The sequence below is a fragment of the Halalkalibacterium halodurans genome (assembly GCF_005671335.1).
GTDB lineage: Bacteria > Bacillota > Bacilli > Bacillales > Bacillaceae_D > Halalkalibacterium > Halalkalibacterium halodurans.
The window spans coordinates 3,506,340-3,533,336 of sequence record NZ_CP040441.1 but is presented as its reverse complement, the minus strand read 5'-3'; the positions used below and the strand labels follow the sequence as shown (position 1 = coordinate 3,533,336).

Here is a 26,997-nt window from a genome sequence, read left to right as displayed (position 1 = left end):
AAGGATTATGAAGATTGTGTTTGTTGTCGACATTCGCTTAAGGCTTCACGACATTGTCTTAAATCAGCACGAACTTCGGCACGTAACGTGCGACATAATCTGATGCTTTGTGCAGTGCGTCGGATATTTTGTCGACATGCATGTAGTCTCGTATGAGCCATAAAAATGATCTCCCCCCTTTTATACAGAGATAAAAAGGAAATTAGATCCTTCTTCACTTTTTATATTCATCCTTTAAATAAAAGGGGTGGACTCGTATAGGAGATCAGGACAAAAAAATTAATTTAGTGCTATAGTCCAATGAACTGAAGCATCTGCTGAAAATGATCCCGATACAACTCAGGGCTAAAATGTTCATGGACATAATTTCGTGCATTGGATGTTAATTGATTTTGAAATTGTTTATCCCTTAACAATCGCAGTGCTTTATTGACAGAGGCGGGAACGTTGTTGTGAGGAATAATTAAACCTGTTTGTTCATCGATGACGAAGCTTTTAATTCCATCTGAATCGGTACATACTACTGGGCATTTGCAGCACATTGCTTCAAGAACGGCATACCCAAAGCCTTCTTTTTTGGAGGTAGAACAAAGAAAGCCACCGGAACGACCGATTAAAGAATAAAATTCAGCCATTCGTTCATAAGGAACATTCTGTAGTGAACGCATATGACTTCTTAGCTTTAATTTTTTCACCACACTGTGAAAATGCTTTTTTTCGCTCGGGTTTGCTGCTTTAGGATCTTCAAATATCCAAAGCTCTAGCGATGGATCCTCTTTAAGCAATTTCTCACCGATTTGTAAGAAGTATCTCCAGTTTTTATTTTCTTCGATTCGGCCTACCCAACCGATAATCGTTCGTTTTGGCTGTGGCTGTGGCTTATAGGTAAACATAGAGAATGTCATGCAGTTGTGAAAATGAAAGGCTGGGATTGAGGGAAAGTGGTTTGCGATTAACTGCTCTAAATGGGGTGTTTTAGGTGACAAGATCGCATCTACTTCCCCTGTAATATGATCGTTCGCTTTATCGAATAATTCTTTGATGCCCGTGCCAAACCCTTGCACATCGAAAATAATTTTCCCTTTATATCCGAGGCGACGTAATCTGTTCACAAACAAAAAATCTAACGTAACGACAATGACATCGTATTGTTTCCCATAGAGGAGTGCCTTAATGTCTTCATCATCATTTGTTACATAAGTTCTCGCATCGCCCATTGTATTTAGTCCTGAGCCGTTTTTTAAATATAAAAAATGACACTCACAATCATCACTTTGTAAAGCATGATATCGATGGCGGTTTAAAGTAACGACACCACCGGTTGCGAGGTAAAAGGTGAATAGGATTTTCATATGGCTTACCTCCAATTGGAGTTTAGAAACATCTATAAATCATCATATGCCTGTGGAATTGTTTGTTAACTGCTTAAGATTTTCTAAGTGGAGGAAATTAACTAGGGGTTGATAGTGTACTTGAAGTGAATTAAGCCTATGTAATCCCCTTACAAATAACTAATTATTTCAATAATATAGGTTGGCCTAAGCAATTAAATGTTCCATGCATAGTGTAAAAATAAATGAGTGTCAAAGGATTATCTATATTACACCAAAAAGAGGGATCATGATGAAAGTAATGACTATTTTAGGAACGAGACCAGAGATTATCCGACTAAGCCTGCTTATAAAACAATTGGATAAGTATGCAGAAAAACATCTATTAGTACACACTGGTCAAAATTTCACACCATCTTTAAGTCATATTTTTTTTGAACAATTACGGGTAAGGGCACCTGACTATGTTTTATTTAATGAACAACAAACCTTAGGGCAACAACTTTCAACCATGTTTAAAAAACTAGAGGACATTATTATGTCGGAGAACCCGGATAGAGTATTAGTTTTAGGTGATACAAATAGTGGTTTGAGTGCAATTTTAGCTGAAAGAATGGGAATCCCAGTTTTTCATATGGAAGCTGGAAATCGATGTTTTGATTTAGAAGTGCCTGAAGAAAAAAACCGTCGAATTATTGATACCATTTCAAGTATCAATTTACCTTACACACCACAAAGCAAAGAAAACTTAGTGAAAGAGGGAATCCCCTCAAATCGTATCATTATTTCTGGAAATCCGATTTATGAAGTATTGGAACATTATAAGACAGACATTAACAAAAGTGAGATTCTAAGTAAGTTGAACTTGAAGCCCAAAAACTATTTCTTATTAACTGTACATCGCGCGGAAAATGTAGATCATAACGAACGGTTAATGGAGATTATAAAAGGAATAAACCAGGTTGCAGAAACCTTTAAAAGGAGAGTAATATGTAGCATCCATCCACGGACACGGTCAAAGATAGAGGCAAATTCTAAAATAAGGGTTCATTCGCTCGTCGAATTTTACGAACCTTTTGGTTTTTTTGATTTTGTGAAATTAGAGCGAAATGCCTTTTGTGTTTTAACAGATAGTGGAACAGTACAAGAAGAATGCTGTTTATTTCATGTCCCAACTGTTACGATCCGTAAAACAACAGAAAGACCAGAAACGATTGAATGTGGAAGCAATATGTTATCAGGAATTAATGCAAAACAAATTTTGAATGCTGTACAGGTCATGGTTAATCAAGAAAAAAATTGGTCTTTCCCTGATGGATATGATCAAAAAAACGTCTCTGATAAAGTATTGAAAATAGTATTGGGAGGAATGCAGTTTGTTTAAAGATAAAACGGTGTTAGTTACTGGTGGAACTGGATCATGGGGGTATGAATTAGTTCGTCAGTTGCTAAAGCAGGAACCAAAAGAAATTCGCATCTTTTCTCGAAATGAATCGAATCAATTTGTTATGCGTCAAGAATTTGACAATCACCCAAAGTTAAAATTTATTATAGGTGATATTAAAGAAAAAGACTCGCTACTTGAGGCTTGCCATGAGGTAGAGTACATTTACCATTTAGCAGCGCTAAAGCATGTACCGGTTTGCGAGGATCAACCGATCGAGGCTTTAAAAACAAATGTTATTGGAACACAGAATGTCATTGATGCAGCTATTAAATTTAATGTTCACAAAGTCATTTACATTTCAACAGACAAGGCATCTAGCCCTTCAAACTTTTATGGTTTGACTAAAGCAATGGGGGAAAAGCTAATCATCCATGCAAACACATTAAAGACGAAAACAAGATTTGTTTGTATACGTGGGGGAAATGTGCTGGGCACGAATGGGAGTGTCATCCACGTATTTAAAAAGCAAATAAGAGATAAAGGAACGATTGGAATAACTGATTTAAATATGACAAGATTCTTTTTAACGATTGAGGATGCAATTAAGCTAGTATTTAAAGCAACAACAGAAAGCAGAGGTGGTGAAACGTTTGTTATGAAAATGCCATCCGTAAAAATTGTTGATTTTGCTTATGTATTGGCTGAGGCCGCAAATATGAAAAACATAGAAATAAAAACTTTAGGGGTACGACCAGGTGAAAAAATTCATGAATTACTTTTATCAGAATATGAAAGTAAAAATACCATCATATATGATGAGCAATACTTTGTTATTTTACCAACAATTCATATAGAAGGATTAAAAGAGCATTATTTGGAATATAAACCTGCCAATTTATTTAACTATAACTCTAATAAGGAACTTATGAGTAGATCAGAGATTAGAGAGATGCTTAAGAAAGGTGGGTTTATTTAATGAGGTTGCTTATCCTTGGGGGAAAGGGGATGGCAGGACACGTAATAACGAAGTACTTTACAGAAAAGAAAGGGTTTCAAGTATTTTATACAAGTAGAGATAAAGAAGATGAAAACGGAATTTTTTTAGATGTTAGGGAGGGCACAAAAGTTGAAGAGCTCATAGAGCGAATGAAACCGGACGTTACAATTAATTGTACGGGGATTTTGAATCAACATGCTGCGAATAATCCCCTGCAGGCGTTCCAAGTGAATAGTGTTTTACCTCACCAATTAGATAAATTAACAAAGCGTTATCAAGGGAAGTTAATTCAGATTAGTACAGACTGTGTCTTTTCAGGAAAAAAGGGTGATTACACGGAATTCGATATTCCTGATGGTTCTTCAGTCTATTCACAATCGAAACAACTAGGGGAGATTATCAGCACCCAACATTTAACTATTAGGACCTCTATTATTGGTCCAGAACTAAAAGAGAATGGAATTGGTTTATTTTCATGGTTTATGAAACAACAGGGAGAAATAAAAGGTTACAAACATGCACTATGGAATGGTGTTACAACGCTAGAGCTCGCAAAAGCCATTGAGGTAATGATTAGGAAAGACGTAACAGGTCTTTATCATTTAGGGGCACAAGTGAAGACATCAAAATATGATTTATTAAAATTGATACAAGATATTTTTAATAAGCAGGATGTAACGATTATTCCAGATCACAAGGTTAAACTTGATCGAACGATTATGAGTACTAGGACTGATTTTCAATACTATGTTCCAAGTTATAAAAAAATGCTAGAAGAATTAAAAGATTGGATGTTTCACAATGAGAGAGAGGCGTAAAATCTTAATAACTGGAGCAGGTGGTTTTACAGGTCAACATGCATGTAATTACTTTAATGAAAAAGGGTACGATGTAATAGCAGTAACTCGAAAAAGTCCATTATCGACTAAAAATGTTGAGATGGAAGCTTGTGATTTGACGGACCAGAAAGCAGTTATAAATTTAATAAATCTTACGAAACCACATTTTCTCCTCCATTTAGCAGGACAGAACCACGTAGGGACTTCATGGCATAATCCTACTTCTTCTTTTAAAGCAAATGTCTTATCATCCTTACATTTAATTGAAGCTGTACGTTATGCAGCGCCTAATTGTAAAATCGTAATTGTTGGTTCTGCATTAGAATGCAATTTAGGGGATCTCGTGTCCCTTACAAACCCGTATAGTTTGGAAAAAACACTCCAAGTGCTAATAGCAAAAGCATGGGTTCATTTGTACGGTTTAAATATTGTTATTGTTAAACCTTCAAATTTAATTGGACCAGGCCCAGCAAACGGGGTATGTTCAATTTTTGCGAGAAAAATTGTTCATATGGAAAAAAATAAATTAGATAAAGTTCTTGAAATTAACAACTTATATGCACAACGTGACTACATTGATGTGAGAGATGCAGTTCGAGCTTATGAATTGGCCTTACTAAAGGGACATTCTGGAGAGGTATATGAAATAGCTTCAGGGATTAGTCGAAGTTTGGAAGAAGTTATTCATGTAATGAAATCTTTAACTGTAATCGACTTTGAAGTGAAATCTGATGGTCAGCATCAAGTTGAAAAACCATTTAATATCTCTATCGATAAAATAGCTGCTCTTGGTTGGAAGCCAACGATTTCATTTAAAACATCGATTAACGATATTTTGATGTATTACCGTAAAAGAGAATAGAGGTGTAAAATGGATAAAGTTTCAATTATTATTCCATTTTATAATTGTCGCTATATCTCTGAAGCAATTGAGAGTGCTTTTAATCAAACATACTCTAATTTAGAAATCATAGTAGTAAATGATGGATCAACAAAATTCGTTCAAAAGTTACAACCATATATAGATCAGGTTATATATATTGAGAAAGTAAATGGAGGTACAGCTTCTGCCTTAAACAAGGGAATAAGTCATGCTTCAGGACAATATATATCATGGCTAAGTTCTGATGATGTATATCATCCTGAAAAAATTTCTACACAAATTAACTTGATGAAAGAACATGACTCAAGTATTTCTTATAGCTCTTATAAAAAAATAAATAAAAATGGAACACTATTAACAGATGATATTGATGGCAGATTTCATTTTAAGGATCGAGCAACATTTTATAAAAAGCTTAAAAAAGACTGTTTTATAAATGGTTCTACGGTCATGATTGAAAAGGAAATTTTTAAAAAAATAGGGCTATTTAACGAAGAATTAAAATACGCGCATGATTATGATTTATGGTTACGGATAAGCCAGCGATACCAATTCCTCTATATTGATCAGCCTCTTGTATCATACAGAATTCATCAGGAAATGGGGACAAAAAGAAACTGGAGGTTATTGGTCAAGGAGTTCTCAAAAATTAAGAAAAAATACAAGAATTATTAAGTATAATATTATAACTGAAAAACACCTCTCCACCGAGTTTAGCTTCGGAGGAGAGGTGTTTATTTTAATAAATATGAGTTCATTAAGAGTAAAGGGAGGGTTTCTTAAAAAAAGCTTCAGTAGAGGGGTCCAATCTATAGCCGGGAATTAATTGAAATTTATTCCATGGAGAAGGTATACGTTTCAGCTAACCCATCAATTATATCCGTTTTCGGATGCCACTTTAATAACTGCTTAGCTTTATGATTATTCAGGCAACTGTGTTTAATGTCACCAGTTCGTTCTTTTGTATAAATCGTTTTAAATTTACTTTTATGAATCTTGGATAAAGTGTTTAAAATTTGGTTTACCGATGTCCGTATCCCGGTACTAACATTAAAAGTTTCCTGATGCCCTTGCTCTATTGCTGCTATATTTGCCTGAACAACATCTTTAACGTAAACAAAATCCCTTGTTTGTTCGCCATCACCGTGAATGCTTAAAGGCAACTGATTCTTTATTTTATCTAAAAATACCGCTATAACGCCACCTTCCCCTTTGGCTGTTTGTCTTGGGCCATATACATTACCATAACGAAGAATTGTATATGGGAGGTTATGAAGCTGATAAAACAAACGAATGTATGACTCGGCTGTTAGTTTTGATAAACCGTAATAGGAGATTGGGATGGCAGGATCTTCTTCTGAGATCAACGCTTTTTGAAGATTTCCATAAACCCCTGAGGTCGAAGAAAAAATTAGTTTTTTAACTTTAGCTTCGCTGCAAGCTTGAAGGATATTGATTGTGCCATTAATATTAACATCTGCATCATATTCAGGACGTTGAATTGAGCGATTGACGTCTGCTTGAGCGGCCAAATGAAAGACATAATCAGGAGTCACTTGTAAAATAATCTCTTTTGCCTGGTGGCTACATATATCGACAGTATGGAGAGATGATTGAGGGTTTACATATTTTGGATTACCAGAAACGAGGTTATCGAGTACATGTACTTTTGCACCGTTAACAATAAGTGCATCAACAAGGTGAGAGCCAATAAAACCAGCACCTCCTGTTACAACAACTTTCATACTCATTCTCCTTTTTCATTTTTATTATGGTGTTACATAAAATTATCTAGATAGGATTCTAACAAAAAAGAGTGTAAAAGTTTTTAGAGGTTAGGAAGTTTCTCGGTGTTCTTAGTGGTTCTTTTGGTTTTCGTGGTAAGAGTTTATTTCAGCTTTAAATAATGACAGCAACGAGTTACACATTTTAAATAACTTAACTTAAATAGCGCTGAAGCTGTTTCTGTTCACATTTAGATAGTGCGTTTATTTTCTCATTAAAAAGTTGTTTGGCTAACTTATATAGTTCTATATCTAATTGGTTGTACTTTTCAATTAAACAAATTGTGCTAAGTGGTAACTCTTGTTTTATTAGTCGTTTCTGTGTCACATTCAATCTTTTATACCCTAAATTAGTCCATTGCAGTTCTTGCTTTATTAAAAAAACAGATTCATCAAACCTTTCTGTTAACCCAACCACCTTACAATTTTTCAAATTTTCTTTTGCTTTCTTGAGACTCTTTTCTGGCGGGAGACCGCTCAATAAGAAAGTTTGTAAATTCTGGGCCTCTGGATGTGTTTGTACGAATTGTTCTAATGTCATTTCTTTTACATATTCATAGCCCTTGAAATCTCTTAGAAAGTAATAGGATGAGATAACACGATCTACAGGCTCACGTAACATCGTAATATATTTTGAAGGCTGTGGAAAAGCTGATGAATCCCATAAGAATGATGGCCACACACTGCTTTAAGCTGTCTTTTTTCTTCTTCTGTTATTTCCTGAAAACTTCGCTTTGTTCCTTTCAATAGCCCATGATCGTAAATTTTTTCGCTGTCATATTGTTTTCTTAATATTGAACTTAAGGTTGTTCCTCCGGTTTTTGGAATGTGAAGAAATATGGTCAAATGATGATTATTCATAGTTCCCTCCTTATAATAGTTAGGTTTAAGCTTTTTGTGGATGTTTCGTTAACATGAATCCAAAACAAAAAGTATTCTTAAAATACTTTTGCTTTTTTTCAAAATCCCCCAAACAAACCACTTTCAAGTACATATATATGTTATGAAAGTAAAAGGAATTTTGCTTAGATAGTTGCACAAGCATTGTTTTTTCTACAAAATTGGACGCGTTTTTAGCGATTTAAGAAAAAATGTAGGGAGATTGTCTAATGAATCCAAAAGTTTCGATTATTGTTCCGTTTTTTAACTGTTCATTTATAGATCAAGCACTTAATAGTGCTTTAAATCAAACATATACAAATATAGAAATTATTGTAGTTGATGATGGATCGACACTTCATGTTGAGAGGTTAGAGCCTTTCCTAAAAAACATTAGGTACATTGAAAAAGAAAACGGAGGAACTGCTACAGCTTTAAATCTTGGGATTCAGAATGCCTCAGGAGAGTATATTGCTTGGCTAAGCTCAGATGATTATTTTCTTTCCGAAAAGATATCTAAGCAACTAACGTTTATGTTAGAAAATCATGCAGATGCCAGCTTTACTAACTATGATTATGTAGATAAAGATAATCATGTATTACTCCCATTTATAGGGAAGAGATTTTCTGACATAAATGAATTGTATAAAGCTATGCTAGAAATGAATCCAATCAATGGGTGTACTGTGATGATGAAAAAATCAATATTTAATAATATTGGCTATTTTAACCCTAACCTACGATACACTCAAGATTATGACATGTGGTTTCGCTTATTACTTCATGGGTATAAGGTATTATATTTAGACGAAGTTTTAACCAAATACAGAGCTCATGAAAATTCAGGCACGAATAAAAATCAACCTGAATTAAAAAGGGAAATAAAGATTGTTAGAAACTACTATCTTCCAAAATTCAAACGAAAGTTTAATATAGATTGAGTGAAATAGACTATATTTTAACGGCAATTATGATTAAAAATGAAAAGTTGATAATGGTTTCCTGTACAATCCAAAGCGGCAAAAGAGCATAAAATAGATGGAAAAAGTGGAGCGAAGGTGGTCGGTATGGAGCGTTATTATGTTATTGGAGCAAAACAAAAAAATCAAGTTCTAAAAGATTGGGAACAGTATGAAAGAGGTTTAATTCTAGACGTTTTTCCAGAAAAAAAATTAGTGAAAAAGTGTGTGGATTATCAATCACCCCCTGAAGTTTGTCCAGCTGTAAATCCCTCTCACTCATTTACAGCTGGGTCAATAAGAAATAATCATTTATACGTAGGTACTCACACAGAGGTCATAAAGTATAGACTTCCTGAATTTGTGATTGAAAAAACCATCAGCCTTCCTTGTTTTAATGATATTCATCACGTTAAGCCATTAGATGATGGAAACCTGCTAGTTGTAAATACTGGTTTAGATATGGTCATTAAACTGTCTGAAAACGGAGAAGTGTTAAATGAGTGGAATGTCATGGGTGAACAACCATGGGATAGATTTTCACGTAAGACGGATTATCGAAAAGTCCCGACAACCAAGCCCCACCATTCGCATCCAAACTATGCATTTACGGTAGGTGAAGATCTTTGGGTTACCCGTTGCTTACAAAAGGATGCGATATGTTTATCAAACAATAAAAGAATTGATATCGGTAGACAGCTTGTTCACGATGGTGTGGTTTTCGGTGATTCCATATACTTTACCCAAGTTGATGGTTCGATTGTGATTGTCGATAGCCAGAATTACAAAGTGAAAAAAGTGCACAATTTAAACAAGTTAACACGTACTAATTCGCCATTAGGTTGGTGTAGAGGAATAAAAGTAATAAGTCATGATAAAGTCATAGTCGGTTTTACAAGAATTCGACCATCTAAAAAGGTGTTACCTAATGGGAAAACTAAATGGGAAGGTCAGTATGGAGTTTTACCTACAAGAATTGCTTGCTTTGATTTAAAGAGAGAAGAAAAGTTGTGGGAACAAGAACTTGAGGATGTAGGTTTAAATGCAATTTACTCTATTCATAGTATTTCTAACTAACAGATAATCACCTTTTAATATCTCTGGTGAGGAAGGGGGGCAGGGTTGATTGTCCGAACAACAGAAATTTAATGAAATTATAAATAAGATAAAACAAAAAATTCCTCGAGATTATTCCATTCCAGATCCAAAAATAGTGAAAGTTTTAAAATATAACAAAAAAGAAGACTAGGCATTTGGTTGAAAAGCAATGATTTCTTGGCGATGCAAACAAAAGGTTTGACTATTTTCACAAGGAGTTCTTATATATGAAAATCCTAATTGTTTCATATTATCCGAACCCTGCTCTTGGCGGAGTTTGGAGAATTGTTTCACAGCTAAAGGTGATGCTAGAGGATTTAGGGCATGAAGTGGATATTCTTAGCCAAGATCCTAATGTTACTAAGTATCGAATTTTTGGACGGAAGCTTGAAGTTTCAAAATCTGAACTATCTCCTATGATCGAAAAAGTATTAAAGAGCTATCCTGTTTTACAGTCAAACTCTTGGTTGTTTAATGCAGAAATCAATCGGTATTGTTTAGAGTTGTCTGCTTTGTATTACACTATTGACCACTATGATTTAATACACACCCAAGATGTAATAGCTGCCCGTTCAATTAATAGGATTAAGCCAAAGCACATCCCGTTGATAACTAGTATACATGGGTATCTTTCAGGAGCCATATTTTATCATTTGAAAACTATGCATCGACAGAAAACGGAAGAGCAAATTAAAAAGCTAGTGGAGTATAAATATCATCGAGCTTTGGAGCATATTGGAATTCACTCGAGCGATTTTATTCATACAGACTCTAAGTGGATGCGAAACCTATTGATTGATCAATATGGAGTTTCTCCTCAAAAGATTTTTACGTTTCCGTATGGGATGGATGTCGACCAGTTTACAAGTCAGACTGGAGAGGTGACGGTAACTAAAAATAAAAAAGTTATTTTGTTTACTGGGAGGCTTGTTTATCTTAAAGGAGTAGAATTACTCATTGATGCATTAGCGAAATTAAGGCAAGAAAGAAGTGATTGGGAATGTTGGATACTTGGGGAAGGTCCACTTCAAAAAGAGCTTCAAGAAAAGTGCAAGAGGTTATATTTAACAGATGATGTTAAATTTTTAGGAGTCGCTCATAATGTGGTTGATTACCTTAAACAAGCAGATCTCTTCATCCATCCGAGCTTACAGGATAATCAGCCGTATTCGGTAATGGAGGCAGAGCTTTTAGGGGTACCTGTTATAGTAAGTGACGCTTCCGGGTTGCCGGAAATGGTTATAGATGGAAAAACGGGTTTCATTATTCCTTCTGGGAATAGCGAACAAATTTATAATAAAATTAAGTACCTTTTGGAAAATGAAGAAAAAAGAAAAGAGATGGCAAAACATGCAAAAGAATGGGCTATTGAGCAGTGGCAAGTGAATAAAATGCGAAATAAATACTTGGATATGTATAACCAAGTTCTGGAGAAAAACAAATAGAATGAAAGTATTGAAAAGGGGTTGGTCAAACGGAATTGTTGATCAACCCTCTTACTGCTGATGAATAGACTTTTTCTTGAAATGATGTGTAGGCCCCAAAAATTTTCGACAATGTCGTCGAGCTCATTCCTTATCCCGAGTGTTTGAATTAGTGATTTCATTCATGTCAATTCCAAGAGAGGCAAGCATGTTTATAAAATTATGGGCATATTGATCTGGAGAAAAATGTTCTTTCACATGTTTAAGTGCATTTGTACGAATATGATCTCTTAGGGATTGATTGTTCATTAATTCATTCGCTTCTTTGACGGCTGTAGCAATATTTCCTATAGGATAGTATTTTCCGGTCTGATTATGGATAATTGAACTTCGAACACCATCAGAGTCGGTGGTTAATACTGGACATTTACAGCTCATTGCTTCTAGTATTGAGTACGGAGCCCCTTCTACTTTAGAGGTAGAGCAGAGAAATCCGCCTGAATCCCCAATAATGGACATGTGTTTAGCCATTTCATCATTAGAGACATTTGCTTTAAGAGAAAGGTTCTTCTCTAAATTTAAATGCTGTATTAAACGATTGAATTTATTTCTTTCTTCTGGAATACTGATCGTCGGATCTTCAAACATGAGTAATTGAATATCTGGGTTATGCTTTGTTATAAGTTGATTTCCTATTCTAATAAATTCACGCCAATTTTTATTATCTTCAATTCTACCAATCCAAGCAATAATAGGGTGTTTGCTACATGGTAATGATCGGTAAGTGAATTTATTTGAATCAAAACAATTATTAAAACTAAATTTAGGAATTGACAGATAGAATTCGGAAAAAAACTGCTCAATATGGGGAGTCTTTGGGTTTAATAGGCCATCTGCGTATTTGGTGACAGTCGGAACCGCTTTTTGTAATACTGTCCTTGCCACATCCTTTGGGCCGTAGCCCTGGATTTCAATAATTATTTTCCCTTGGTATCCCAATGATCTTAGCCTGGGAGCAGCAGAAAAGTCAGAAACAACAATAATAGCGCTATAATTTCCCTGCTCTAGTATTTTTTTAATTTCATCATCTTCGTTTGTTATAAATACAGGTGCGTGGTGTTCGTTAATTAGTTGTCTGCGCTTTTCGTAATAAAGGAAGTGAGAATGGATATTCCACTTTTTAAGTGCAAGGCTTCTTTGTCGATTTAGAGTCTCAACTCCTCCACTAGGAACGTAATAAACAAATAGTACATTCATGTTTCCCCTTCTTTCCTAAATTGTAAATTTTATTAGGCATTTATATTAAGTTATATGCTGTTGTAAGGTGAATCGTTCTAACTCTTTTTTACTCACAGAATCTAGGGAATGAAGCTGCCTCTGCAATCGGTCTTTTGCGTAATCATACAGCGCAAGGTCCAGCTCATTTCGTTTACGAATGGTGGCAATGGTTTCTTGTGAAAAGTCCTCTTGTTTTAATCGGTGTTTTGTCTTGTTTTTCTTTGTGTACTGGACGTTTTTCCAACCGAATCGTTGGCTCATTAAGAAAATGGATTGTGCGTACATGTCCGTAATCCCGACGATAGAAAAATGTTGGTTTAAATGCTTTTTGGCAAGGGCTAGATGCGGGATTGGTTTCCCTGAAATGAGACGGGTTTGATGGTTACTAACGACCGGGAGATCACTAGCAACAAATTGTTCGAAGCTCATCTGCTTCACCTGATGGTGCAGGCGATTTTGCGGGTTTTGTAAAACAAAATAGTACGTGGAGATAACTCGTTCCACGGGGTTACGCAGCATGGTAATGTAAGTAAACGGTTGGTGAAGTGTGGAATGAATGCCATAGCCAAAATGACCGTACACGCATCTTAAGGATGTTAATTTTCTTTTAGGGAGTGAATGGAAGCGTGCTGGTTGTAACCTCGGGTACTTCAATCGCTCATCTTTAGAGTATTGATCCTCAATAATCCCCCGTAGCGTGAGACCGCCTGTTTTTGGGATGTGCAAAAAAAGAACCGTTTCTAAGTTTGATGGCACGGTGGTAACACCTCCTCTTAACCAAGCTATTCCTCTCATATGACTTCCGATCTAGTTAGTTTTCTTATTTTGTGGTGCGGCACAAATGATCCACGTCTGCCGTTCGCAAGTATCTAGCTTTCTTCATAAAATAATCGAGTGAAGTAGTGGAGGTGTGATTGTGCCTGATTTTGCAAAGCAAGGTCCTATTGTCATTGGTGGTGTTGGTGGGAGCGGGACGAGGCTCATTGCCGAAATTGTAATGGATATGGGTTTTTATCTCGGGGACATGCTAAATCAATCAAAGGATTTGTTGTATTTTAGTTTGTTATTTAAGCGACCGATTTGGTTTTCGAAGGTTGTAAACTCGAATGAACATGAAATTTTTCGCGGACTTAAAGTTTTAGAAAACAGGCTAACCACTCAAAAAAAATTAACCGGTAACGACATTAAATTTATTGAAAAGGTTGCACAGACTTATCGGAATGGAGATTTGTTAGCACAAAAAATAAAAAATACCATGCTATCCCCGAACCCGATAAACAGGCAACTCTATCAGGGATGGGGGTGGAAAGAGCCAAATGCTCACCTATATTTGCCTTACATTCATCGCTATTTTCCCAATGTAAGGTACATTCATGTGATCCGAAATGGATTAAATATGGCTTTTAGTAAAAATCAACAGCAGTTATTCAATTGGGGGCCATTATTTGGTGTAACGATTCCAAACAATCCTATGATGATCCCTAATGCATCACTAACGTATTGGATTAAGGCAAACGAACGAGCGGTTATGTATGGAACGAAACAGATGAAAGACCGGTTTTTGCTTATTCATTTTGACCAGCTTTGTGTCAATCCAACACCACAGTTGCAGAAATTGGCTGAATTTTTAGCAGTAGACGATGGCGCATTCGATGAATGGAGCGAGAAAATCGATCCGGCAGCAGCGACGTTGAAATATAAAGAAGCTGATTTAAGGAAGTTTCATCCAAACGATTTAGAAAAGGTACGGACGTTGGGCTTTAAAGCGATCTAACCGATACACGTGGAGCGGTGAAAATCATACGATAAAGGTATGAACAATCATCGCTTAAAGAAGGTGTCCTCACATGGCAAAAGTTACGGTTATTTTGACGAGTTACAATAAGCCAAATACAGTCGGCGCTGCGATTGAAAGCGTGCTGTCTCAGTCTTTTCAAGATTGGGAACTGTGGATTATGGATGATGCTTCAAATGAAGAGACGCAGCAAGTGATCGACTCTTATATGCTCTATCCGAACGTTTATTATTATAACAGCCAAGTTAAGGATGAAGAACGGCACAAGTCGACTCGGTATGCTACATTGATTAATGAAGCCATTCCACGCTCTACAGGTGACTATCTTTGCTATTTAACTGATGATAATTACTATTTGCCAGAGCGCTTGCAGAAAATGGTTCAATATTTAGACCGGTATCCGAGTGTCGATGTCGTTTACTCAAAGCAGCTGGTGAGAACGGTAGATAATCAGTTGATCACCCAAGCGGAACGTATTCGTCCGACGAAAGGAACAATTCGGTATGCAGAAAATATAGTGGATCACTGTTCGGTCATGCACAGGCGAAGTTTGGCCGAGAAGGTGTACGAAACGTACGGAAGTTATTGGAATGATGATCCGATCTGTTGGCATAATGGAGATGCATTCTTCTGGAACCGACTTTCGGCATTCGCATTATTTTATCCGATCAATGAGGTTCTCGATGTATGTTTAAAAAGCCCAACATCTTTTCAAGCATTAAACGCATTTCTTCCTGAGTACCTACCTTCTGGTACGTTAGTGAAAGGATTAGGAGCGGATGTTTACTTAATAGAAGATAACCACCGACGAGCCATTACACCTACTATGTTTCAACAATTACACTATCGTGAAGAAAATGTTGTTCATATTCCTGATCCTGTTTTGTTCAAATATAAGGAAGGGCCAGCTATTGACGAGCACATTTGGGAGCAGGGGAAGCTTTTTCCGAACCATCGATTAATCAAAGCCTCCCAAGAGCCTCACATCTATTACGTTGAAAACCATCGGAAGCGTCACATTTTGACCCATAAAGAGTTTCGGTTGTATAAATTCCGTACGAGTGAGGTGGTGGAGGTAAGCCGTTCCTTTTTAGATTCTATTCCTACAGGCCCCCCCATTTCAGCTCATGTTAACAATCAGCATCCGTTACCTGAAGGTCTTCTTGTTCGCTGTGGCTTTAAGTTCTATCTTAGTGGAAACAACCGGCTATACCCGATTAAATCAAGAGTAATGAAGAAGCTAAATTTGCAAATAAAGAACGCCGTCTTTTTAGATAGCCGTGCCATCGGTAGGTACGAGCAAGGCGAGACCATTGAATGGAAAACGAACAAGTGTCAGCCACGATTTAACACTTCATCATAAGATTTTTCTTTTTGTTCATGAACCCTAGCGATTTATGTTAATTTAATAAAAAAGGAAGATGAACAACATCCGTGGGATGATGCGTTTGCTGTTCTTAGCTGCCGAAGGAGAAATGAGGAATGAACATGGATTTAAAAGAAATTGTGCAAGCTGGCGCGTTTGATTTGCATATTCATACGACAGCCTCCGATGGGGAATATTCGCCGACAGCTATCGTAAAGAAAGCCAAGGAGATCGGGTTACGGACAATCGCGATTACAGACCATGATACACTTGATGGGATTGAGGAAGCGGTTATTGCTGGCAAGCGCCACGGTATTAACGTCATTCCTGCGATTGAACTCACTACAAAATACAAAGGAACAAATGTTGACATTCTCGGGTATAACGTTAAAGCGAGTGAGAAATTACAAGCAATCCTTGTCCAGTTAAAAAAGCATCGAGAAGGACGGGCGATGCAAATCATTGAAAAATTTAATGACATTGGGTTTACAATTACCCTCGATGAAGTGAAACAATTTAGTGAGGATGGAGTCATCGCAAGACCTCACATTGCGAAAGCAATCGTCAAAAAAGGGTATGTTCTAGATTATCAGACTGTTTTTGATGAGTATTTGGCAGATGGTAAGCCATGTGCTATCGACAAAATGATCTTGACTCCAGAAGAAGGGATCAAGCTGATACACGAAGCAGGTGGAAAAGCTATATTGGCCCATCCGGTTTATTTAGAAGATACGCTAGTCCGGGAATTGTTAGCCCTTGATTTTGATGGTATCGAAGTGTGGCATCGGAATCATGACGAGACCGACCAGGAGAAGTATAAAATGTTAGCGACAGAATTTGCACTTATAAAGACAGGTGGATCTGATTTCCATACGGATGAACATTCGTTAGGACAGTTTGGATGGAAGGCGGATGAAGAATGACAGGAGAGAACCGTTCTTGTTGAAACGGTGCTGCACCCCAAGTGTTAGAGCATAAATCTAACACTTGGGGTATTTTGTATTTCAACGTTAGTCGCTAACGCCTCTCTTCCCGCTGATACCCATTCATAACGTTGAAGCAGATCATTAATCGGTATGCCTAGAACGATCTTGTTTTTTGAACAATATACTAATGGTAAAGACTGCTGATTGGAGTGTTCTTATGAAACACGAATCAACCAAAATCCCACTTGTTATTTTTATGCACATACCAAAAACGGGTGGGATCACGTTACGGAATATTCTTGATCAACAATACCGATCTGAGCACATTTTAAGGCTGCCTCAAAAGAATAAGCTGGACAATTTACTACAGAAAAAAGGCGCAAACATAAAGAAGCTCCAATGTGTGTATGGTCATCATCGCTTTGGGGTACACGAATATTTTCAACAGCCCTTCACGTATATCACGATGCTTCGACATCCAGTTGAACGGATCATATCGACTTATTATTTCATCTTACAAAATGAGAGAAATCGGATGCATCAAAAAGTGAAACCACTCACCTTTGAACAGTTTGTGCAGTCGACAGATCCAGACTTGCAAGTGCCACTAACAAATCATCAAACGAGGTATCTATCTGGTGAAAGGAAGCCTAATTTAAACAAAGCGTTACAACATATGGACACACACTTTTCTGTCGTCGGAATCACAGAGCTTTATAATGAATCATTATTTATCATGAAGAAGAAATTAGGATGGGATCATATTTCCTATCAAAAAAAGAATGTAACGAAGAAAAGGAAACGACAAACAGACATAGGATTAGATACCATCGAAATCATTAAACGAAAGAATCCATTGGACCTTCATCTTTATGAAACAGCAAAGGAAAAGCTACAGGAACACATCAAACGATTAGATTCAGGTGCAAGGAAAGAACTGCAACAGTTTTTACAAGATCAAAATGGATTTGGTCCACATGGATAACCGAAATCATTCAGCAAACGTACTCATCCATCTCCATATGCCGAAAACAGGTGGAACAACTTTAAAAAAAATTATCAAGAGAAATTATGATAGCCGCAAAAGTGTGGATGTCTACGAGGAGCATCATAAATTACCTGGGATTTTCAAAGGTTTATCAAAACAAAACATTGAATGTGTTCAGGGACATTTGCCGTTCGGGGTACATGAATATTTCAACCGTCCCACGACCTATATTACAATGTTGCGTGATCCGGTCGATCGAGTCATTTCAGAGTACTATTTTATTCGCAATATCGAATGGCATAATTTACATGAGTCGGTCATGAAGATGAGTTTAGAAGAATATCAGGGACTTCCGAAGAATCGTAATTTGCAAACGCGATATATTTTAGGGGGGCAGCTGACGTCCGTGACGGAAGTTAATCGGGCAAAGAACATTTTAAAAAATCACTTTGCCGTTGTAGGCTTAACCGAAAAGTTTGACACTTCGCTCTTTTTAATGAAGGAGATGTTCAACTGGAAGCAGGTCGCTTATCAAAAATACAACGTGACGAAAAAACGGCGATCAAAGGAGGAAATCTCCCCTAAGCTACTGGAGAAAATCGCTAAAAATAATGAAGCTGACCTTGAACTTTACGCGTTCGCAAAGGAATTATTGGCCAAACGGATTCGAGCGTTGGACCCATTGTCTGCCTATCGATTAAAACGTTTTGAGCGTAAACATCAACAAGGATTCCATGGAAAGCGGGATAGATAATCTATTTCGCTTTTTTGCTTTTCTCTTAGAAATCGGGAACAACATGTACACACGAAAAACATTCGCTTCACATAAAGGTATAAAAAGAGGAAAGGGGGGAGAGATGATACGATCAAAACTGTTCCTTATTTTGACGCTGCATCGATCAGGCTCAAGTGCAACTGCAGGGGTTTTGTATCATTTAGGTGTTCATATGGGACAACACCTACTAAAGGAAAATGAATGGAACCCTAAGGGGCATTTTGAGAACGAAGAATTTGTTGCGGTAAATGATCGGATTTTACACACTATCGGTGGGAGTTGGAAAAAACCGCCTTCTCCTGAACTTATTAAACAATTAAAAATACCGAGAAGGCAGGTAAAGACTTTTTTATTACAGCATGCCAAACCTGCATGGGGCATAAAAGATCCACGGATGTTGTTAACTTTTGACCTGTGGAAAGGGCCAATGGAAAGAGTGGCTGACATCACATATATTATTGTCCATCGTCCAATAAAAGAATCGATTGCATCGTTGGTTAGACGAAATGATATGACAGAATTAGAGGCGCAACAAATTTTGCTACCATACCTAGGAAATAAACAGCGCATTCGCGAGCAGCTTGTAGAGGAAGGAGCGGATATCATTGACGTTCACTTCAGCGATCTATTGCAGCATCCAGACGAGTTGGTAGCAGCAGTGAATCAACGGTTAGGGCGAGCGCCAAAGAAGCGTCTAGATGATGTACGTCTGTTTTTGGATCATTCGTTAAAGCATTTTTAAAAGTTTTCAAGATAAGCTGCGAGCTGATTAAGATTAATGGACCATTCAGTGTTACTAGGAGATTTGTTTTGTTTATGTTCAGTTCCTGCAAAATAATAAAGCAACCCATTTGTAGACGTGTTGATCAACAGATCGCTCATTTTGATGAATTTTTCATAGGTCAGTAGCAATTTTTTTGTTGGTTTTGTTTGAAAAACACAATTGTACATCGCTGAACCGAGGGGACCAGCGATCACTTGAGCATGACGAAAAAGATTGATTTGTTCTTTGATTGTCAGCTCCTGAGGATGAATGATCTGAAATCCATTGCGGCTAAAGAGACGCTCAACATCGGTCTCATTTATCAAGCGTCTTCGGTTTGATTTAAGCCGGGACCTTGACACATAAATTTTGTCGGGTACCTGTTGGCTACCTGTATCATAATAGTCACCGATTGTTTTCCAAACTTTGTGTGCAAAAGAAGATGTATAACGGCGTAGAGAAAAAGATTGAACCGGAATATGAAGCCGTTCACAAACGGTAGGTTGATGCAAAGGAACGATTTGCGGCTTCTTAATGCCAAAAGGTTTCAATAAATCAAGCTGCCATTGCTTTCGATCGGTTGGGTTCATTAAAATGGGAAGCGATTGAATCTGAATAAAGTCTGTAATCCATAATCTCGAGAGAATTTCTAAAAGAAAATGACCATACTCCCCTGAAAATTCGCCGCTAAGGAAAAGGCTATCCCCCGGAAGCCAGCGAGTCGTCTCCTCCAACCTTTTGATCCGATACTGCTTAGTTTTTAGATCATAGTGAAGGGCTTGATGGAAGTCATCTCGTGTTTCATGCCGGAAGCTATCAGGTAATAAAGATGTTTGTTTGTATAGGATCACTTGGTGTTTGACACACATTGGCTGTTTAATACTTGCGAGATAAAAAGGTTTCGTTTCACAATGTGACGGTATGCTTTGATTGGGGAAAGGGCGTATTGGAGGCTTGATTTTCACTGTCTCTGGGGAGCCGGCGAAATAGAGATAATTCCTTTGAATAGGACCGAGGGTAAAATCTTGTATTTCTTTTTGTTCGCAAATGTTTTCATAAGCCGTTATGCTTAACGCTGTTCCTTGAGATAGGCTTACCATGTTATCACCTGACTTTTTGTGATGAAATCTTCCGAAAACTCGTACAGATCCCTATACCGATTCACATTGTTTTCATACCATATGAATAGCTGTGACAGAAAAGATCGAAGAAAGTAGGGGAACCATGTTAAAAATAAGCTGTATTCTAACAAGTTATAATCGTCCTAACGGCGTAAAGGAGGCCATTTCCAGTGTACAGAAACAAACATACCCTCACTGGGAACTCATCATTGTCGATGATCACTCGAACGAACAAACGCGGCAACTGTTAAGGCAAATCGCCAATCATGATCCACGGATTACCCTCATTCAATCAAGCGTGAGCGATAAAGACCGTTATAAAACGGCACGCTACGCAACCTGTATTAACTTAGCAATCCCCCAGATTACTGGTGATCTTGTCACCTACTTAACCGATGATGATTTGTATTATCCTGCACGCTTTCAAAGTATGGTCAAAGTATTTAAACGGAATCCGCGCATTCATGTCGTCTATGGACGGCAACGCGTGTTCAAGTACAATAAACGTGGGCAAGTGATCAAGACATTCGTACGACCTCTTGTAGGAGTAACAAAGCATCCTATGGGAAAAGTCGACCACAATTCTTTTATGCATCGAGCGTCTCTCAGGCGTATATCGCTCGGTCAGCTGAGCGCTGGATTGCTTGACACCTATATCCTCGCCAAAAAAAAAGTAAAAAATTGGGATGACCATCCGTCGCTTTGGCCGAATGCTGATGCTGGGTTTTTTAGAAAGCTAGTGAAATATTGGAGCTTTCATCCGGTTAATGTGATTACAGATGAGCATCGAATCCATCCGAAAGGCGTTCAAGCGAAAATGGCTAGTGGAAAAAAACCATGGGTTGAAAAAGATACAGAATAACGTTACCGATGCTTTGTCGTCCAATCGAAGTTAATCGATGGATCATCCCATGCCAGTCTTTTTTCGTCAGGTGACTCACGATTATAAGATTTTGTTGTAAAATAAATAATCGTCGCGGGCTTCCCACCTAACACGCGGTACCCATGGGCTACTCCCTTCGGTATGAGCAATAGGATCGGATTTTCCTCCCCCATATAATAGACATCTGTAATCCCAGCTGTTTTCGAGTTGGGGCGCAAATCGTGAAGGACGACTTGGGCATTTCCAGAAGGAAAATACCAAAGATCATCTTGCTCGTCGTGATAATGGAAGGCTTTAATCACACCAGGGTAGCTCATTGAAACCGAGGCTTGCCCAAAGTGTTCAAGCAAATGTTCATCATCACGTACAAGCTCAGCAAAAAAACCGCGATCGTCACAATACTTTGTTAGTCTTTTTACTTTGACACCTTCAATCATGACATGTCTCCTCCTGTATAAACTCTTTTAGAGCCAGCTCCCATTCCCTTGGGGGTTGCAAACCTGCTAACTCCAGCTGTTGATGGCTCATGACCGAATATTTCGGACGGCGGGCTTTTGCTGCAAAGGCTTTCGTTGTTGTCGCCCTAATTAAGCTTGGATCATAACCTGCATTTTTAGCAATCGCTCTAGCAAACTCAAACCAACTGCATGACCCGCGGTTACTAATATGATAGATTCCGCTAGGTTTTTCCATTAACGCAAATAAATAATAAACAAGATCGTTCACATAGGTTGGACAGCCGACTTGGTCTGCTACGACTTCGATCGGTTCTCCTTTACGTAAGAGGCGAAGCATGGTTTTGACGAAATTGCCTCCGTAGTGGCCATATAACCAAGAGGTTCGGGCGATTGTACACGTTTTTACATATTTTTGGATGAGCCGTTCCCCTAGCCACTTACTATTTCCATACACATTCAATGGGTTTGGCAGGTCACACGTTTCATAGGGACTGTTTTTGTTCCCGTCAAAGACGTAGTCGGTGCTAATATAAATTAATTTCGCTCCCGTTTCCCGTGCAGCTCTGGCCACATTCGCAGCACCTAGCCCGTTCACGTGATAGGCTTTGCGTTGTTCGTCCTCACATTGGTCAACAGCGGTAAAAGCCGCTGCATGAATAATCCAATCCGGGTTCACGCCTTTAATCTTGTTCATCACCGTGTTTCGATCAAGTATATTTAACTCTTGCTTCGTAAGAGCCGTTACTTGAAAATGCTGCTTCCCCTGTTTGCTTAATTCCATGCCTACTTGGCCATTGGCTCCCGTGATGAGAAGATGTGTCATTAATGACCTCCTTGTGCCAATCGAGATTTGTACCATTGAACGGTTTCGGCTAGCCCATCCTCAAAGGCAACCATCGGTCTCCACCCGAGCTGTTTATGAATCTTTCCCCAATTAATCGCATAACGCCTGTCATGACCTTTACGATCCTCCACATGGTTAATTAGGTCGTGATCCTTTCCGAGAATATTGAGGATCTGTTTGGTGATTTCAAGGTTTGTGCGTTCGTTTCCACCACCAATGTTGTATATCTCACCAATTTCACCATGTTCCATAATGGTGGTTAAGGCCCGACAGTGATCGGTGACGTAAAGCCAATCGCGGATTTGCAAGCCGTCTCCGTATAGGGGGATTTTTTTATTGGTGAGAGCGTTCGCGATAATTTTTGGAATGAGTTTTTCCTTGTCCTGCCTCGGTCCGTAGTTGTTGCTACAGCGGGTAATGATCACAGGAGCTTGGTACGTTTTGTAAAAGGAACGAGCCAATAAGTCTCCTCCTGCTTTACTAGCCGAATACGGATTATTTGCTGCTAACGGAGACTGTTCTGTGAAAGGGACGTCCTTCATACCTAATGAACCGTAGACTTCATCGGTAGAAATGTAAAGGATTTTCTTAGCGTAGCCTTTTAAAACGGCGAGGAGTAAATTGTGCGTTCCAAGAATATTCGTTTCTAAGAAAACCATTGGATTGTGAATGCTTCGATCCACATGGGTTTCTGCAGCAAAGTGAACAATCACATCATAGGTGCGATCAAATGCCTCAAGGAGCTGGTCGGCATCCCCGATGTCAGCTGAAATAAAACGGTAATTCGGATGATCAGTAAATCCCGCCATATTTTCCAGCTTTCCAGCGTACGTCAAAACATCGACATTTGTGATGTGATACGTTGGTTTATGCTGCAACAATGCCTCGATAAAATGTGAACCGATAAACCCAGCGCCTCCGGTTACGAGTATTTGCTTACTCATGACTCTCCTCCCGCTAAATCTAATGTTTGATTCATATAGCAATTTGCTTTAAATAACGATTCGTGAGTACCGGCGTCAATCCACCAGTCGGGCAAAATGTTAAATCCCATCGTTCCTTGATCAATATAAAAATTGTTCACGTCTGTAATTTCTAATTCACCTCTGGCTGAAGGAGCAATCTGCTCAATAAATGAAAAAACGGTTCGGTCATACATATAAATGCCTGTGACACAATAGGCAGACCCTTGCATATTTGGTTTTTCAACGATCTTCTTTATTTTTTGTTTCGTTTTATCAAGAAACGCAATCCCGTATCTTGTTGGATCGCGGACTTCTTTTAAAAGAACGAAAGCACCCTCCTTTTGCCTCTCGTATTGTTGAACATAGGCGGTGAGTGGATCAGCAAACAGGTTATCTCCTAATAATACGAGAAATTTTTCATCTCCAACGAAATGTTCAGCTAAAGAAAGGGCACTTGCAATTCCATCCGCTTGATCTTGGATCGTATAATGGAGATGCACCCCTAAATCTTTTCCATCACCTAATAGTTGAATGAAGGCGGCTAAATGTTCTCGTGAAGTTAAGATCAGGATTTCGTGAAGGCCGGCTTCCTTTGCTTTTAAAATCGACCAATAAATCATCGGATAGGAGCCAACGGGGAGTAGGTGCTTATTAATCACTCGGGTGATTGGAGATAGACGTGACCCCGTCCCTCCAGCTAAGATGACTGCCTTCCTCATGTTTTCACCCCCTTGTGGACGATAGAGAAGATGCTAAATTATCCTATACGTTGTCAATCATTTTTGTTCCAAATGTGGCCGTTTGGATGTTTGTGATTTCCGCAAAAGTCTTTATACATTATGTAAACGATGTTCATTTGGTACATTTTTGGTGATCGAGATCTTTCAATAAAGATAAAGCTAAAAAAGAAAACCATTTTCGTGTGTGCATCGTTTATAAAGTAAGGAGGTGAAGATGTGGAGTCGTTACCAGGGAAAATAGGAGAAATCGAAACGGCAGAAATGCGGGAACATCAACTAATTGCTTGGATGGAAGAGTACGGCACAGCGATTCTCCGTGTTGTTTATTCTTACGTTAAAGATAAACAAATAGCGGAAGACTTAACGCAAGAGGTTTTTGTTAGAGCGTTTCAGTCTTACCATACATATCAAACGCGATCCTCTGCCAAAGCGTGGCTGTACCGAATCGCCATTAATCGAAGTAAGGACTTTTTGAAAAGCTGGCACGCAAAGCATGTTTATCCGTCGGAAGTGGCGGAGGAAATCGAAACAACAGAACAAACACCAGAATACGAAGTTTTGTTGAAAAGTGATGAAGAGCGATTAGCAGCTGCTGTTTTTTCGTTGCCCCTTTCGTACCGAGAAGTCATTTATTTCTACTATTACGAGGAACTGTCGGTTAAGGAAGTGGCAAGCTTTACAGGACTTAACGAAAATACAGTTAAGACACGGTTAAGAAAAGGACGGTTGCTTTTGAAAAATTTGCTCGAAAAGGAGGACGAAACATGATGGACGATGAGCTTCGGAAAAAAATGAAACAGTCACTCGATACATCGATGTTTCAAAACTGGTCTTTCACAGAACGTGGACAGGACGCTGTCCGTAAAAAGCTAAAGCTGCAAACGCTCGTGCGACCAAATGACTTGCTCGAGATCCTGGCCTCTTTGCAGCATGAAGAAAAGACGGGATATCAATTGCTCACGAACCTAGAGCAAAAAGGGTGTCATACCTTTTATGGTCAGGAGGGAGTCCTTTATCCATACTTACACAGGCTAGAAATGGAATGTTTTGTGAAAAGTCGGTGGGTGATGAGGGATGGAGAAGAAGTAAAGATTTATCAAACAACATCCAAGGGGCGGGATGTACTAACAAGAACAGTAGAACAAGAGGCGAAGCTAACGTTTAAGGGGGTGTTGGGCTTTGAAAATGGATGACTTTCTTGCAAGGGTTTTAGGTCAAATGAAATCAAAAGCAGGGCGAGAACTAGTGGAAAAAGAGCTTCGTCATCATCTGAATGAGAGCTCGAAAGCCTATAAAAAAGCAGGTTATACGGAGGAAGAGGCGAGTGCAAAAGCGGTCCAAGACATGGGGGATCCTGACGATTTAGGATTGAAAATGAACCGCTTGCACCGTCCTGTGATGGATTGGCCACTTTTGATCGTTGCTGGGCTGCTGCTAGCCATTAGTATGCTACCGGTGTTTCTCGTAAAGAACGAAATCGGAGGAATCATGACATACCAATGGCTATCTTTATTTGCTTCTAGTATTGTTCTCGTTGGATGCATGCTCTTTCCTTATGAAAAACTGCTTTCATGGTGGAAAATATGGCTGGCAATGGGAATGGGGATATTGCTACTCACGTTAATGCCGATATTTTCGCTAACAGTTAACGGGAAAGTGTATTTTTCTCCACTAGGTGGAACGATGGATATGATGGTCGTCAACTTTCTTCTCTTACTCGGCTGGATTGGCTACTTATTGATTGCAAAACGAAAGCCTCTTCCGTTGACAATCCTACTCGTATGGCTTCCTGTCATGTTTTTAACGTTTTTAACACATTATATTGCTGCATTTGCGTATTTTTCATTAAGTCTTTTTACGTATTTTTTGAAAAGCAGTAAACAGAGGGAAAAAATAACCTTTCTTTTGGTGAATGTCTGTCTCCTCGTAATCGCGGTAACGTTTTACATCTCGATAGCGCCGCAGCATCAGATTGACCGGGTTCTCGGTTGGCTTCGAACCGAGCAATATTCTTCTAGCTTTGGTTATATACCGTTCATCAATCAAGATTTGCTACAGCATTCGGTATTTTTCGGGAGAGGAAGCTCACAATTTGCACAAACGATGGTAGAGCTTCGCTACAATACGGATTTAGTGCTTTTGTTTTTGATACATGAAATTGGTTGGGTTCCTGCATTGAGCATTTTAGCTCTGTTTGTCTATGCTATCGTTCGCTTTGTTCGCACAAGCCGCCGAACCCCTGACCTGAAAGGAAGCGTTCTTGTGATCGGGGCAACGACACTCATAGTAGTGCCGCTCATGATGGGGGTATTTATGAACATTGGCTGGCTCCCCATTATCAAACATTCCGTACCAATGCTGAGCTTCGGTATAGGACAGCAAATGTATTACAGTGGATTAATAGGGATCATTTTAAATGTTTATCGCCATCAATATGTTGTGATCGATCGTGGTTTGAAGGGGGCTGGGACAAAAGCACCTTAAAACATAAAATCGAGGCGGGGACAAAACCCG

The 26,997-nt window shown here is 38.5% G+C and carries 30 protein-coding genes; 19 read left to right on the top strand and 11 right to left on the bottom strand.

Annotated features, from left to right (window positions below; translation table 11 throughout):
- Window positions 1-290 precede the first annotated feature (290 nt).
- Window positions 291-1,352 (bottom strand): glycosyltransferase family 4 protein, encoded by a 1,062-nt coding sequence (locus FED51_RS17265; RefSeq protein ID WP_053430385.1) that lies wholly within the window; start codon window positions 1,350-1,352, stop codon window positions 291-293.
- Window positions 1,353-1,623: 271 nt separating this feature from the next.
- Here FED51_RS17265 and wecB point away from each other — a divergent pair, with 271 nt between their 5' ends.
- The 5 genes from wecB to FED51_RS17240 are packed head-to-tail and all read left to right on the top strand — an operon-like array spanning window position 1,624 to window position 6,112.
- Complete coding sequence (gene wecB, locus FED51_RS17260) at window positions 1,624-2,715, top strand: non-hydrolyzing UDP-N-acetylglucosamine 2-epimerase (protein WP_053430386.1); 1,092 nt, start codon at window positions 1,624-1,626, stop codon at window positions 2,713-2,715.
- On the top strand, window positions 2,708-3,694 hold the full coding sequence (locus tag FED51_RS17255) for a polysaccharide biosynthesis protein (protein ID WP_053430387.1): 987 nt from the start codon (window positions 2,708-2,710) through the stop codon (window positions 3,692-3,694). Before wecB ends, FED51_RS17255 begins: the two co-directional genes overlap by 8 nt.
- On the top strand, window positions 3,694-4,533 hold the full coding sequence (locus FED51_RS17250; protein WP_053430388.1) for a dTDP-4-dehydrorhamnose reductase family protein: 840 nt from the start codon (window positions 3,694-3,696) through the stop codon (window positions 4,531-4,533). Before FED51_RS17255 ends, FED51_RS17250 begins: the two co-directional genes overlap by 1 nt.
- Complete coding sequence (locus FED51_RS17245; protein WP_053430389.1) at window positions 4,517-5,416, top strand: NAD-dependent epimerase/dehydratase family protein; 900 nt, start codon at window positions 4,517-4,519, stop codon at window positions 5,414-5,416. The genes FED51_RS17250 and FED51_RS17245 overlap by 17 nt, the downstream gene beginning before the upstream one ends.
- Before the next feature lie 9 nt (window positions 5,417-5,425).
- Window positions 5,426-6,112 carry a glycosyltransferase gene (locus tag FED51_RS17240; protein WP_053430390.1) on the top strand — a complete coding sequence of 229 codons (687 nt, stop codon included), beginning with the start codon at window positions 5,426-5,428 and terminating at the stop codon, window positions 6,110-6,112.
- Between the two features lie 158 nt (window positions 6,113-6,270).
- Here the strand turns inward: FED51_RS17240 and FED51_RS17235 are convergent, their stop codons facing one another.
- From FED51_RS17235 to FED51_RS17225, 3 genes are all read right to left on the bottom strand, one after another.
- On the bottom strand, window positions 6,271-7,182 hold the full coding sequence (locus tag FED51_RS17235; RefSeq protein WP_053430391.1) for an NAD-dependent epimerase/dehydratase family protein: 912 nt from the start codon (window positions 7,180-7,182) through the stop codon (window positions 6,271-6,273).
- Between the two features lie 193 nt (window positions 7,183-7,375).
- Window positions 7,376-7,843 (bottom strand): sulfotransferase family 2 domain-containing protein, encoded by a 468-nt coding sequence (locus FED51_RS17230; RefSeq protein ID WP_138090763.1) that lies wholly within the window; start codon window positions 7,841-7,843, stop codon window positions 7,376-7,378.
- Complete coding sequence (locus FED51_RS17225) at window positions 7,825-8,082, bottom strand: sulfotransferase family 2 domain-containing protein (RefSeq protein ID WP_138090760.1); 258 nt, start codon at window positions 8,080-8,082, stop codon at window positions 7,825-7,827. The genes FED51_RS17230 and FED51_RS17225 overlap by 19 nt, the downstream gene beginning before the upstream one ends.
- A 248-nt stretch (window positions 8,083-8,330) precedes the next feature.
- On the opposite strand from FED51_RS17225, the gene FED51_RS17220 reads away from it, so the two are divergent.
- From FED51_RS17220 to FED51_RS17210, 4 genes are all read left to right on the top strand, one after another.
- Window positions 8,331-9,041 (top strand): glycosyltransferase family 2 protein, encoded by a 711-nt coding sequence (locus FED51_RS17220; RefSeq protein ID WP_053430393.1) that lies wholly within the window; start codon window positions 8,331-8,333, stop codon window positions 9,039-9,041.
- Between the two features lie 126 nt (window positions 9,042-9,167).
- Window positions 9,168-10,136: a hypothetical protein gene (locus FED51_RS17215; RefSeq protein ID WP_053430394.1), complete on the top strand. Its 969-nt coding sequence runs from the start codon at window positions 9,168-9,170 to the stop codon at window positions 10,134-10,136.
- Between the two features lie 49 nt (window positions 10,137-10,185).
- Window positions 10,186-10,308, top strand: coding sequence for a hypothetical protein (locus tag FED51_RS21630; RefSeq protein WP_276403783.1), 123 nt, complete (start codon window positions 10,186-10,188; stop codon window positions 10,306-10,308).
- A 76-nt stretch (window positions 10,309-10,384) separates the two neighbouring features.
- On the top strand, window positions 10,385-11,602 hold the full coding sequence (locus FED51_RS17210) for a glycosyltransferase family 4 protein (RefSeq protein ID WP_053430395.1): 1,218 nt from the start codon (window positions 10,385-10,387) through the stop codon (window positions 11,600-11,602).
- 123 nt (window positions 11,603-11,725) lie between these two features.
- Here the strand turns inward: FED51_RS17210 and FED51_RS17205 are convergent, their stop codons facing one another.
- Window positions 11,726-12,838, bottom strand: a complete 1,113-nt coding sequence (locus FED51_RS17205) for a glycosyltransferase family 4 protein (protein WP_053430396.1) — start codon at window positions 12,836-12,838, stop codon at window positions 11,726-11,728.
- Window positions 12,839-12,883: 45 nt separating this feature from the next.
- Window positions 12,884-13,615 (bottom strand): sulfotransferase family 2 domain-containing protein, encoded by a 732-nt coding sequence (locus FED51_RS17200; RefSeq protein ID WP_053430397.1) that lies wholly within the window; start codon window positions 13,613-13,615, stop codon window positions 12,884-12,886.
- Between the two features lie 160 nt (window positions 13,616-13,775).
- Here FED51_RS17200 and FED51_RS17195 point away from each other — a divergent pair, with 160 nt between their 5' ends.
- The 6 genes from FED51_RS17195 (at window position 13,776) to FED51_RS17170 (ending at window position 19,451) form a co-directional block, all read left to right on the top strand.
- Entirely contained in the window at window positions 13,776-14,633 is an 858-nt protein-coding gene (locus FED51_RS17195; protein ID WP_175414334.1) for a sulfotransferase family protein, read from the top strand.
- 73 nt (window positions 14,634-14,706) lie between these two features.
- Window positions 14,707-16,017, top strand: coding sequence for a glycosyltransferase (locus FED51_RS17190; RefSeq protein ID WP_138090754.1), 1,311 nt, complete (start codon window positions 14,707-14,709; stop codon window positions 16,015-16,017).
- Between the two features lie 119 nt (window positions 16,018-16,136).
- Complete coding sequence (locus FED51_RS17185; protein ID WP_197525662.1) at window positions 16,137-16,943, top strand: PHP domain-containing protein; 807 nt, start codon at window positions 16,137-16,139, stop codon at window positions 16,941-16,943.
- Window positions 16,944-17,163: 220 nt separating this feature from the next.
- Window positions 17,164-17,931, top strand: coding sequence for a sulfotransferase family 2 domain-containing protein (locus FED51_RS17180; RefSeq protein WP_010899512.1), 768 nt, complete (start codon window positions 17,164-17,166; stop codon window positions 17,929-17,931).
- The gene (locus FED51_RS17175; protein WP_053430400.1) at window positions 17,924-18,688 is read left to right on the top strand and encodes a sulfotransferase family 2 domain-containing protein; all 765 of its coding nucleotides are present in this window, start codon (window positions 17,924-17,926) and stop codon (window positions 18,686-18,688) included. Before FED51_RS17180 ends, FED51_RS17175 begins: the two co-directional genes overlap by 8 nt.
- 103 nt (window positions 18,689-18,791) lie before the next feature.
- Window positions 18,792-19,451 carry a sulfotransferase family protein gene (locus FED51_RS17170; RefSeq protein ID WP_053430401.1) on the top strand — a complete coding sequence of 220 codons (660 nt, stop codon included), beginning with the start codon at window positions 18,792-18,794 and terminating at the stop codon, window positions 19,449-19,451.
- Here the strand turns inward: FED51_RS17170 and FED51_RS17165 are convergent.
- Window positions 19,448-20,572, bottom strand: coding sequence for a glycosyltransferase family 61 protein (locus tag FED51_RS17165; protein WP_053430402.1), 1,125 nt, complete (start codon window positions 20,570-20,572; stop codon window positions 19,448-19,450). The genes FED51_RS17170 and FED51_RS17165 overlap by 4 nt on opposite strands.
- Window positions 20,573-20,696: 124 nt before the next feature.
- Between FED51_RS17165 and FED51_RS17160 the strand changes: the two genes are divergently transcribed.
- Complete coding sequence (locus tag FED51_RS17160) at window positions 20,697-21,455, top strand: glycosyltransferase family 2 protein (protein WP_138090748.1); 759 nt, start codon at window positions 20,697-20,699, stop codon at window positions 21,453-21,455.
- Between the two features lie 2 nt (window positions 21,456-21,457).
- On the opposite strand, the gene FED51_RS17155 is transcribed toward FED51_RS17160, so the two are convergent.
- From FED51_RS17155 to FED51_RS17140, 4 genes are read right to left on the bottom strand one after another with little or no spacing between them, the layout of a single operon-like run.
- Entirely contained in the window at window positions 21,458-21,913 is a 456-nt protein-coding gene (locus FED51_RS17155; RefSeq protein WP_053430404.1) for a dTDP-4-dehydrorhamnose 3,5-epimerase family protein, read from the bottom strand.
- On the bottom strand, window positions 21,906-22,757 hold the full coding sequence (gene rfbD / locus FED51_RS17150) for a dTDP-4-dehydrorhamnose reductase (protein WP_053430405.1): 852 nt from the start codon (window positions 22,755-22,757) through the stop codon (window positions 21,906-21,908). The genes FED51_RS17155 and rfbD overlap by 8 nt, the downstream gene beginning before the upstream one ends.
- Complete coding sequence (gene rfbB, locus FED51_RS17145) at window positions 22,757-23,722, bottom strand: dTDP-glucose 4,6-dehydratase (protein WP_053430406.1); 966 nt, start codon at window positions 23,720-23,722, stop codon at window positions 22,757-22,759. The genes rfbD and rfbB overlap by 1 nt, the downstream gene beginning before the upstream one ends.
- Window positions 23,719-24,462, bottom strand: coding sequence for a sugar phosphate nucleotidyltransferase (locus tag FED51_RS17140; protein ID WP_138090745.1), 744 nt, complete (start codon window positions 24,460-24,462; stop codon window positions 23,719-23,721). The genes rfbB and FED51_RS17140 overlap by 4 nt, the downstream gene beginning before the upstream one ends.
- Window positions 24,463-24,699: 237 nt before the next feature.
- On the opposite strand from FED51_RS17140, the gene FED51_RS17135 reads away from it, so the two are divergent.
- The 3 genes from FED51_RS17135 to FED51_RS17125 are packed head-to-tail and all read left to right on the top strand — an operon-like array spanning window position 24,700 to window position 26,967.
- Window positions 24,700-25,251 (top strand): sigma-70 family RNA polymerase sigma factor, encoded by a 552-nt coding sequence (locus FED51_RS17135; RefSeq protein WP_010899503.1) that lies wholly within the window; start codon window positions 24,700-24,702, stop codon window positions 25,249-25,251.
- Entirely contained in the window at window positions 25,248-25,676 is a 429-nt protein-coding gene (locus FED51_RS17130; protein ID WP_010899502.1) for a PadR family transcriptional regulator, read from the top strand. Before FED51_RS17135 ends, FED51_RS17130 begins: the two co-directional genes overlap by 4 nt.
- Window positions 25,669-26,967 carry an FtsW/RodA/SpoVE family cell cycle protein gene (locus FED51_RS17125; RefSeq protein WP_233443924.1) on the top strand — a complete coding sequence of 433 codons (1,299 nt, stop codon included), beginning with the start codon at window positions 25,669-25,671 and terminating at the stop codon, window positions 26,965-26,967. The genes FED51_RS17130 and FED51_RS17125 overlap by 8 nt, the downstream gene beginning before the upstream one ends.
- Window positions 26,968-26,997 lie beyond the last annotated feature (30 nt).

What these genes read in the sequence shown, in the direction of transcription:
- FED51_RS17170 (WP_053430401.1), top strand. Translation starts at nt 18,792, where the DNA reads ATGATACGATCAAAACTGTTCCTTATTTTGACGCTGCATCGATCAGGC.
- wecB (WP_053430386.1), top strand. Translation starts at nt 1,624, where the DNA reads ATGAAAGTAATGACTATTTTAGGAACGAGACCAGAGATTATCCGACTA.
- FED51_RS17225 (WP_138090760.1), bottom strand. Translation starts at nt 8,082, where the DNA reads ATGAATAATCATCATTTGACCATATTTCTTCACATTCCAAAAACCGGA.
- rfbB (WP_053430406.1), bottom strand. Translation starts at nt 23,722, where the DNA reads ATGAGTAAGCAAATACTCGTAACCGGAGGCGCTGGGTTTATCGGTTCA.
- FED51_RS17175 (WP_053430400.1), top strand. Translation starts at nt 17,924, where the DNA reads ATGGATAACCGAAATCATTCAGCAAACGTACTCATCCATCTCCATATG.
- FED51_RS17185 (WP_197525662.1), top strand. Translation starts at nt 16,137, where the DNA reads ATGAACATGGATTTAAAAGAAATTGTGCAAGCTGGCGCGTTTGATTTG.
- FED51_RS17165 (WP_053430402.1), bottom strand. Translation starts at nt 20,572, where the DNA reads ATGGTAAGCCTATCTCAAGGAACAGCGTTAAGCATAACGGCTTATGAA.
- rfbD (WP_053430405.1), bottom strand. Translation starts at nt 22,757, where the DNA reads ATGACACATCTTCTCATCACGGGAGCCAATGGCCAAGTAGGCATGGAA.
- FED51_RS17140 (WP_138090745.1), bottom strand. Translation starts at nt 24,462, where the DNA reads ATGAGGAAGGCAGTCATCTTAGCTGGAGGGACGGGGTCACGTCTATCT.
- FED51_RS17215 (WP_053430394.1), top strand. Translation starts at nt 9,168, where the DNA reads ATGGAGCGTTATTATGTTATTGGAGCAAAACAAAAAAATCAAGTTCTA.
- FED51_RS17220 (WP_053430393.1), top strand. Translation starts at nt 8,331, where the DNA reads ATGAATCCAAAAGTTTCGATTATTGTTCCGTTTTTTAACTGTTCATTT.
- FED51_RS17130 (WP_010899502.1), top strand. Translation starts at nt 25,248, where the DNA reads ATGATGGACGATGAGCTTCGGAAAAAAATGAAACAGTCACTCGATACA.
- FED51_RS17230 (WP_138090763.1), bottom strand. Translation starts at nt 7,843, where the DNA reads ATGTTACGTGAGCCTGTAGATCGTGTTATCTCATCCTATTACTTTCTA.
- FED51_RS17210 (WP_053430395.1), top strand. Translation starts at nt 10,385, where the DNA reads ATGAAAATCCTAATTGTTTCATATTATCCGAACCCTGCTCTTGGCGGA.
- FED51_RS17180 (WP_010899512.1), top strand. Translation starts at nt 17,164, where the DNA reads ATGAAACACGAATCAACCAAAATCCCACTTGTTATTTTTATGCACATA.
- FED51_RS17265 (WP_053430385.1), bottom strand. Translation starts at nt 1,352, where the DNA reads ATGAAAATCCTATTCACCTTTTACCTCGCAACCGGTGGTGTCGTTACT.
- FED51_RS17245 (WP_053430389.1), top strand. Translation starts at nt 4,517, where the DNA reads ATGAGAGAGAGGCGTAAAATCTTAATAACTGGAGCAGGTGGTTTTACA.
- FED51_RS17125 (WP_233443924.1), top strand. Translation starts at nt 25,669, where the DNA reads ATGGATGACTTTCTTGCAAGGGTTTTAGGTCAAATGAAATCAAAAGCA.
- FED51_RS17160 (WP_138090748.1), top strand. Translation starts at nt 20,697, where the DNA reads ATGTTAAAAATAAGCTGTATTCTAACAAGTTATAATCGTCCTAACGGC.
- FED51_RS17240 (WP_053430390.1), top strand. Translation starts at nt 5,426, where the DNA reads ATGGATAAAGTTTCAATTATTATTCCATTTTATAATTGTCGCTATATC.
- FED51_RS17205 (WP_053430396.1), bottom strand. Translation starts at nt 12,838, where the DNA reads ATGAATGTACTATTTGTTTATTACGTTCCTAGTGGAGGAGTTGAGACT.
- FED51_RS17250 (WP_053430388.1), top strand. Translation starts at nt 3,694, where the DNA reads ATGAGGTTGCTTATCCTTGGGGGAAAGGGGATGGCAGGACACGTAATA.
- FED51_RS17235 (WP_053430391.1), bottom strand. Translation starts at nt 7,182, where the DNA reads ATGAAAGTTGTTGTAACAGGAGGTGCTGGTTTTATTGGCTCTCACCTT.
- FED51_RS17155 (WP_053430404.1), bottom strand. Translation starts at nt 21,913, where the DNA reads ATGATTGAAGGTGTCAAAGTAAAAAGACTAACAAAGTATTGTGACGAT.
- FED51_RS17190 (WP_138090754.1), top strand. Translation starts at nt 14,707, where the DNA reads ATGGCAAAAGTTACGGTTATTTTGACGAGTTACAATAAGCCAAATACA.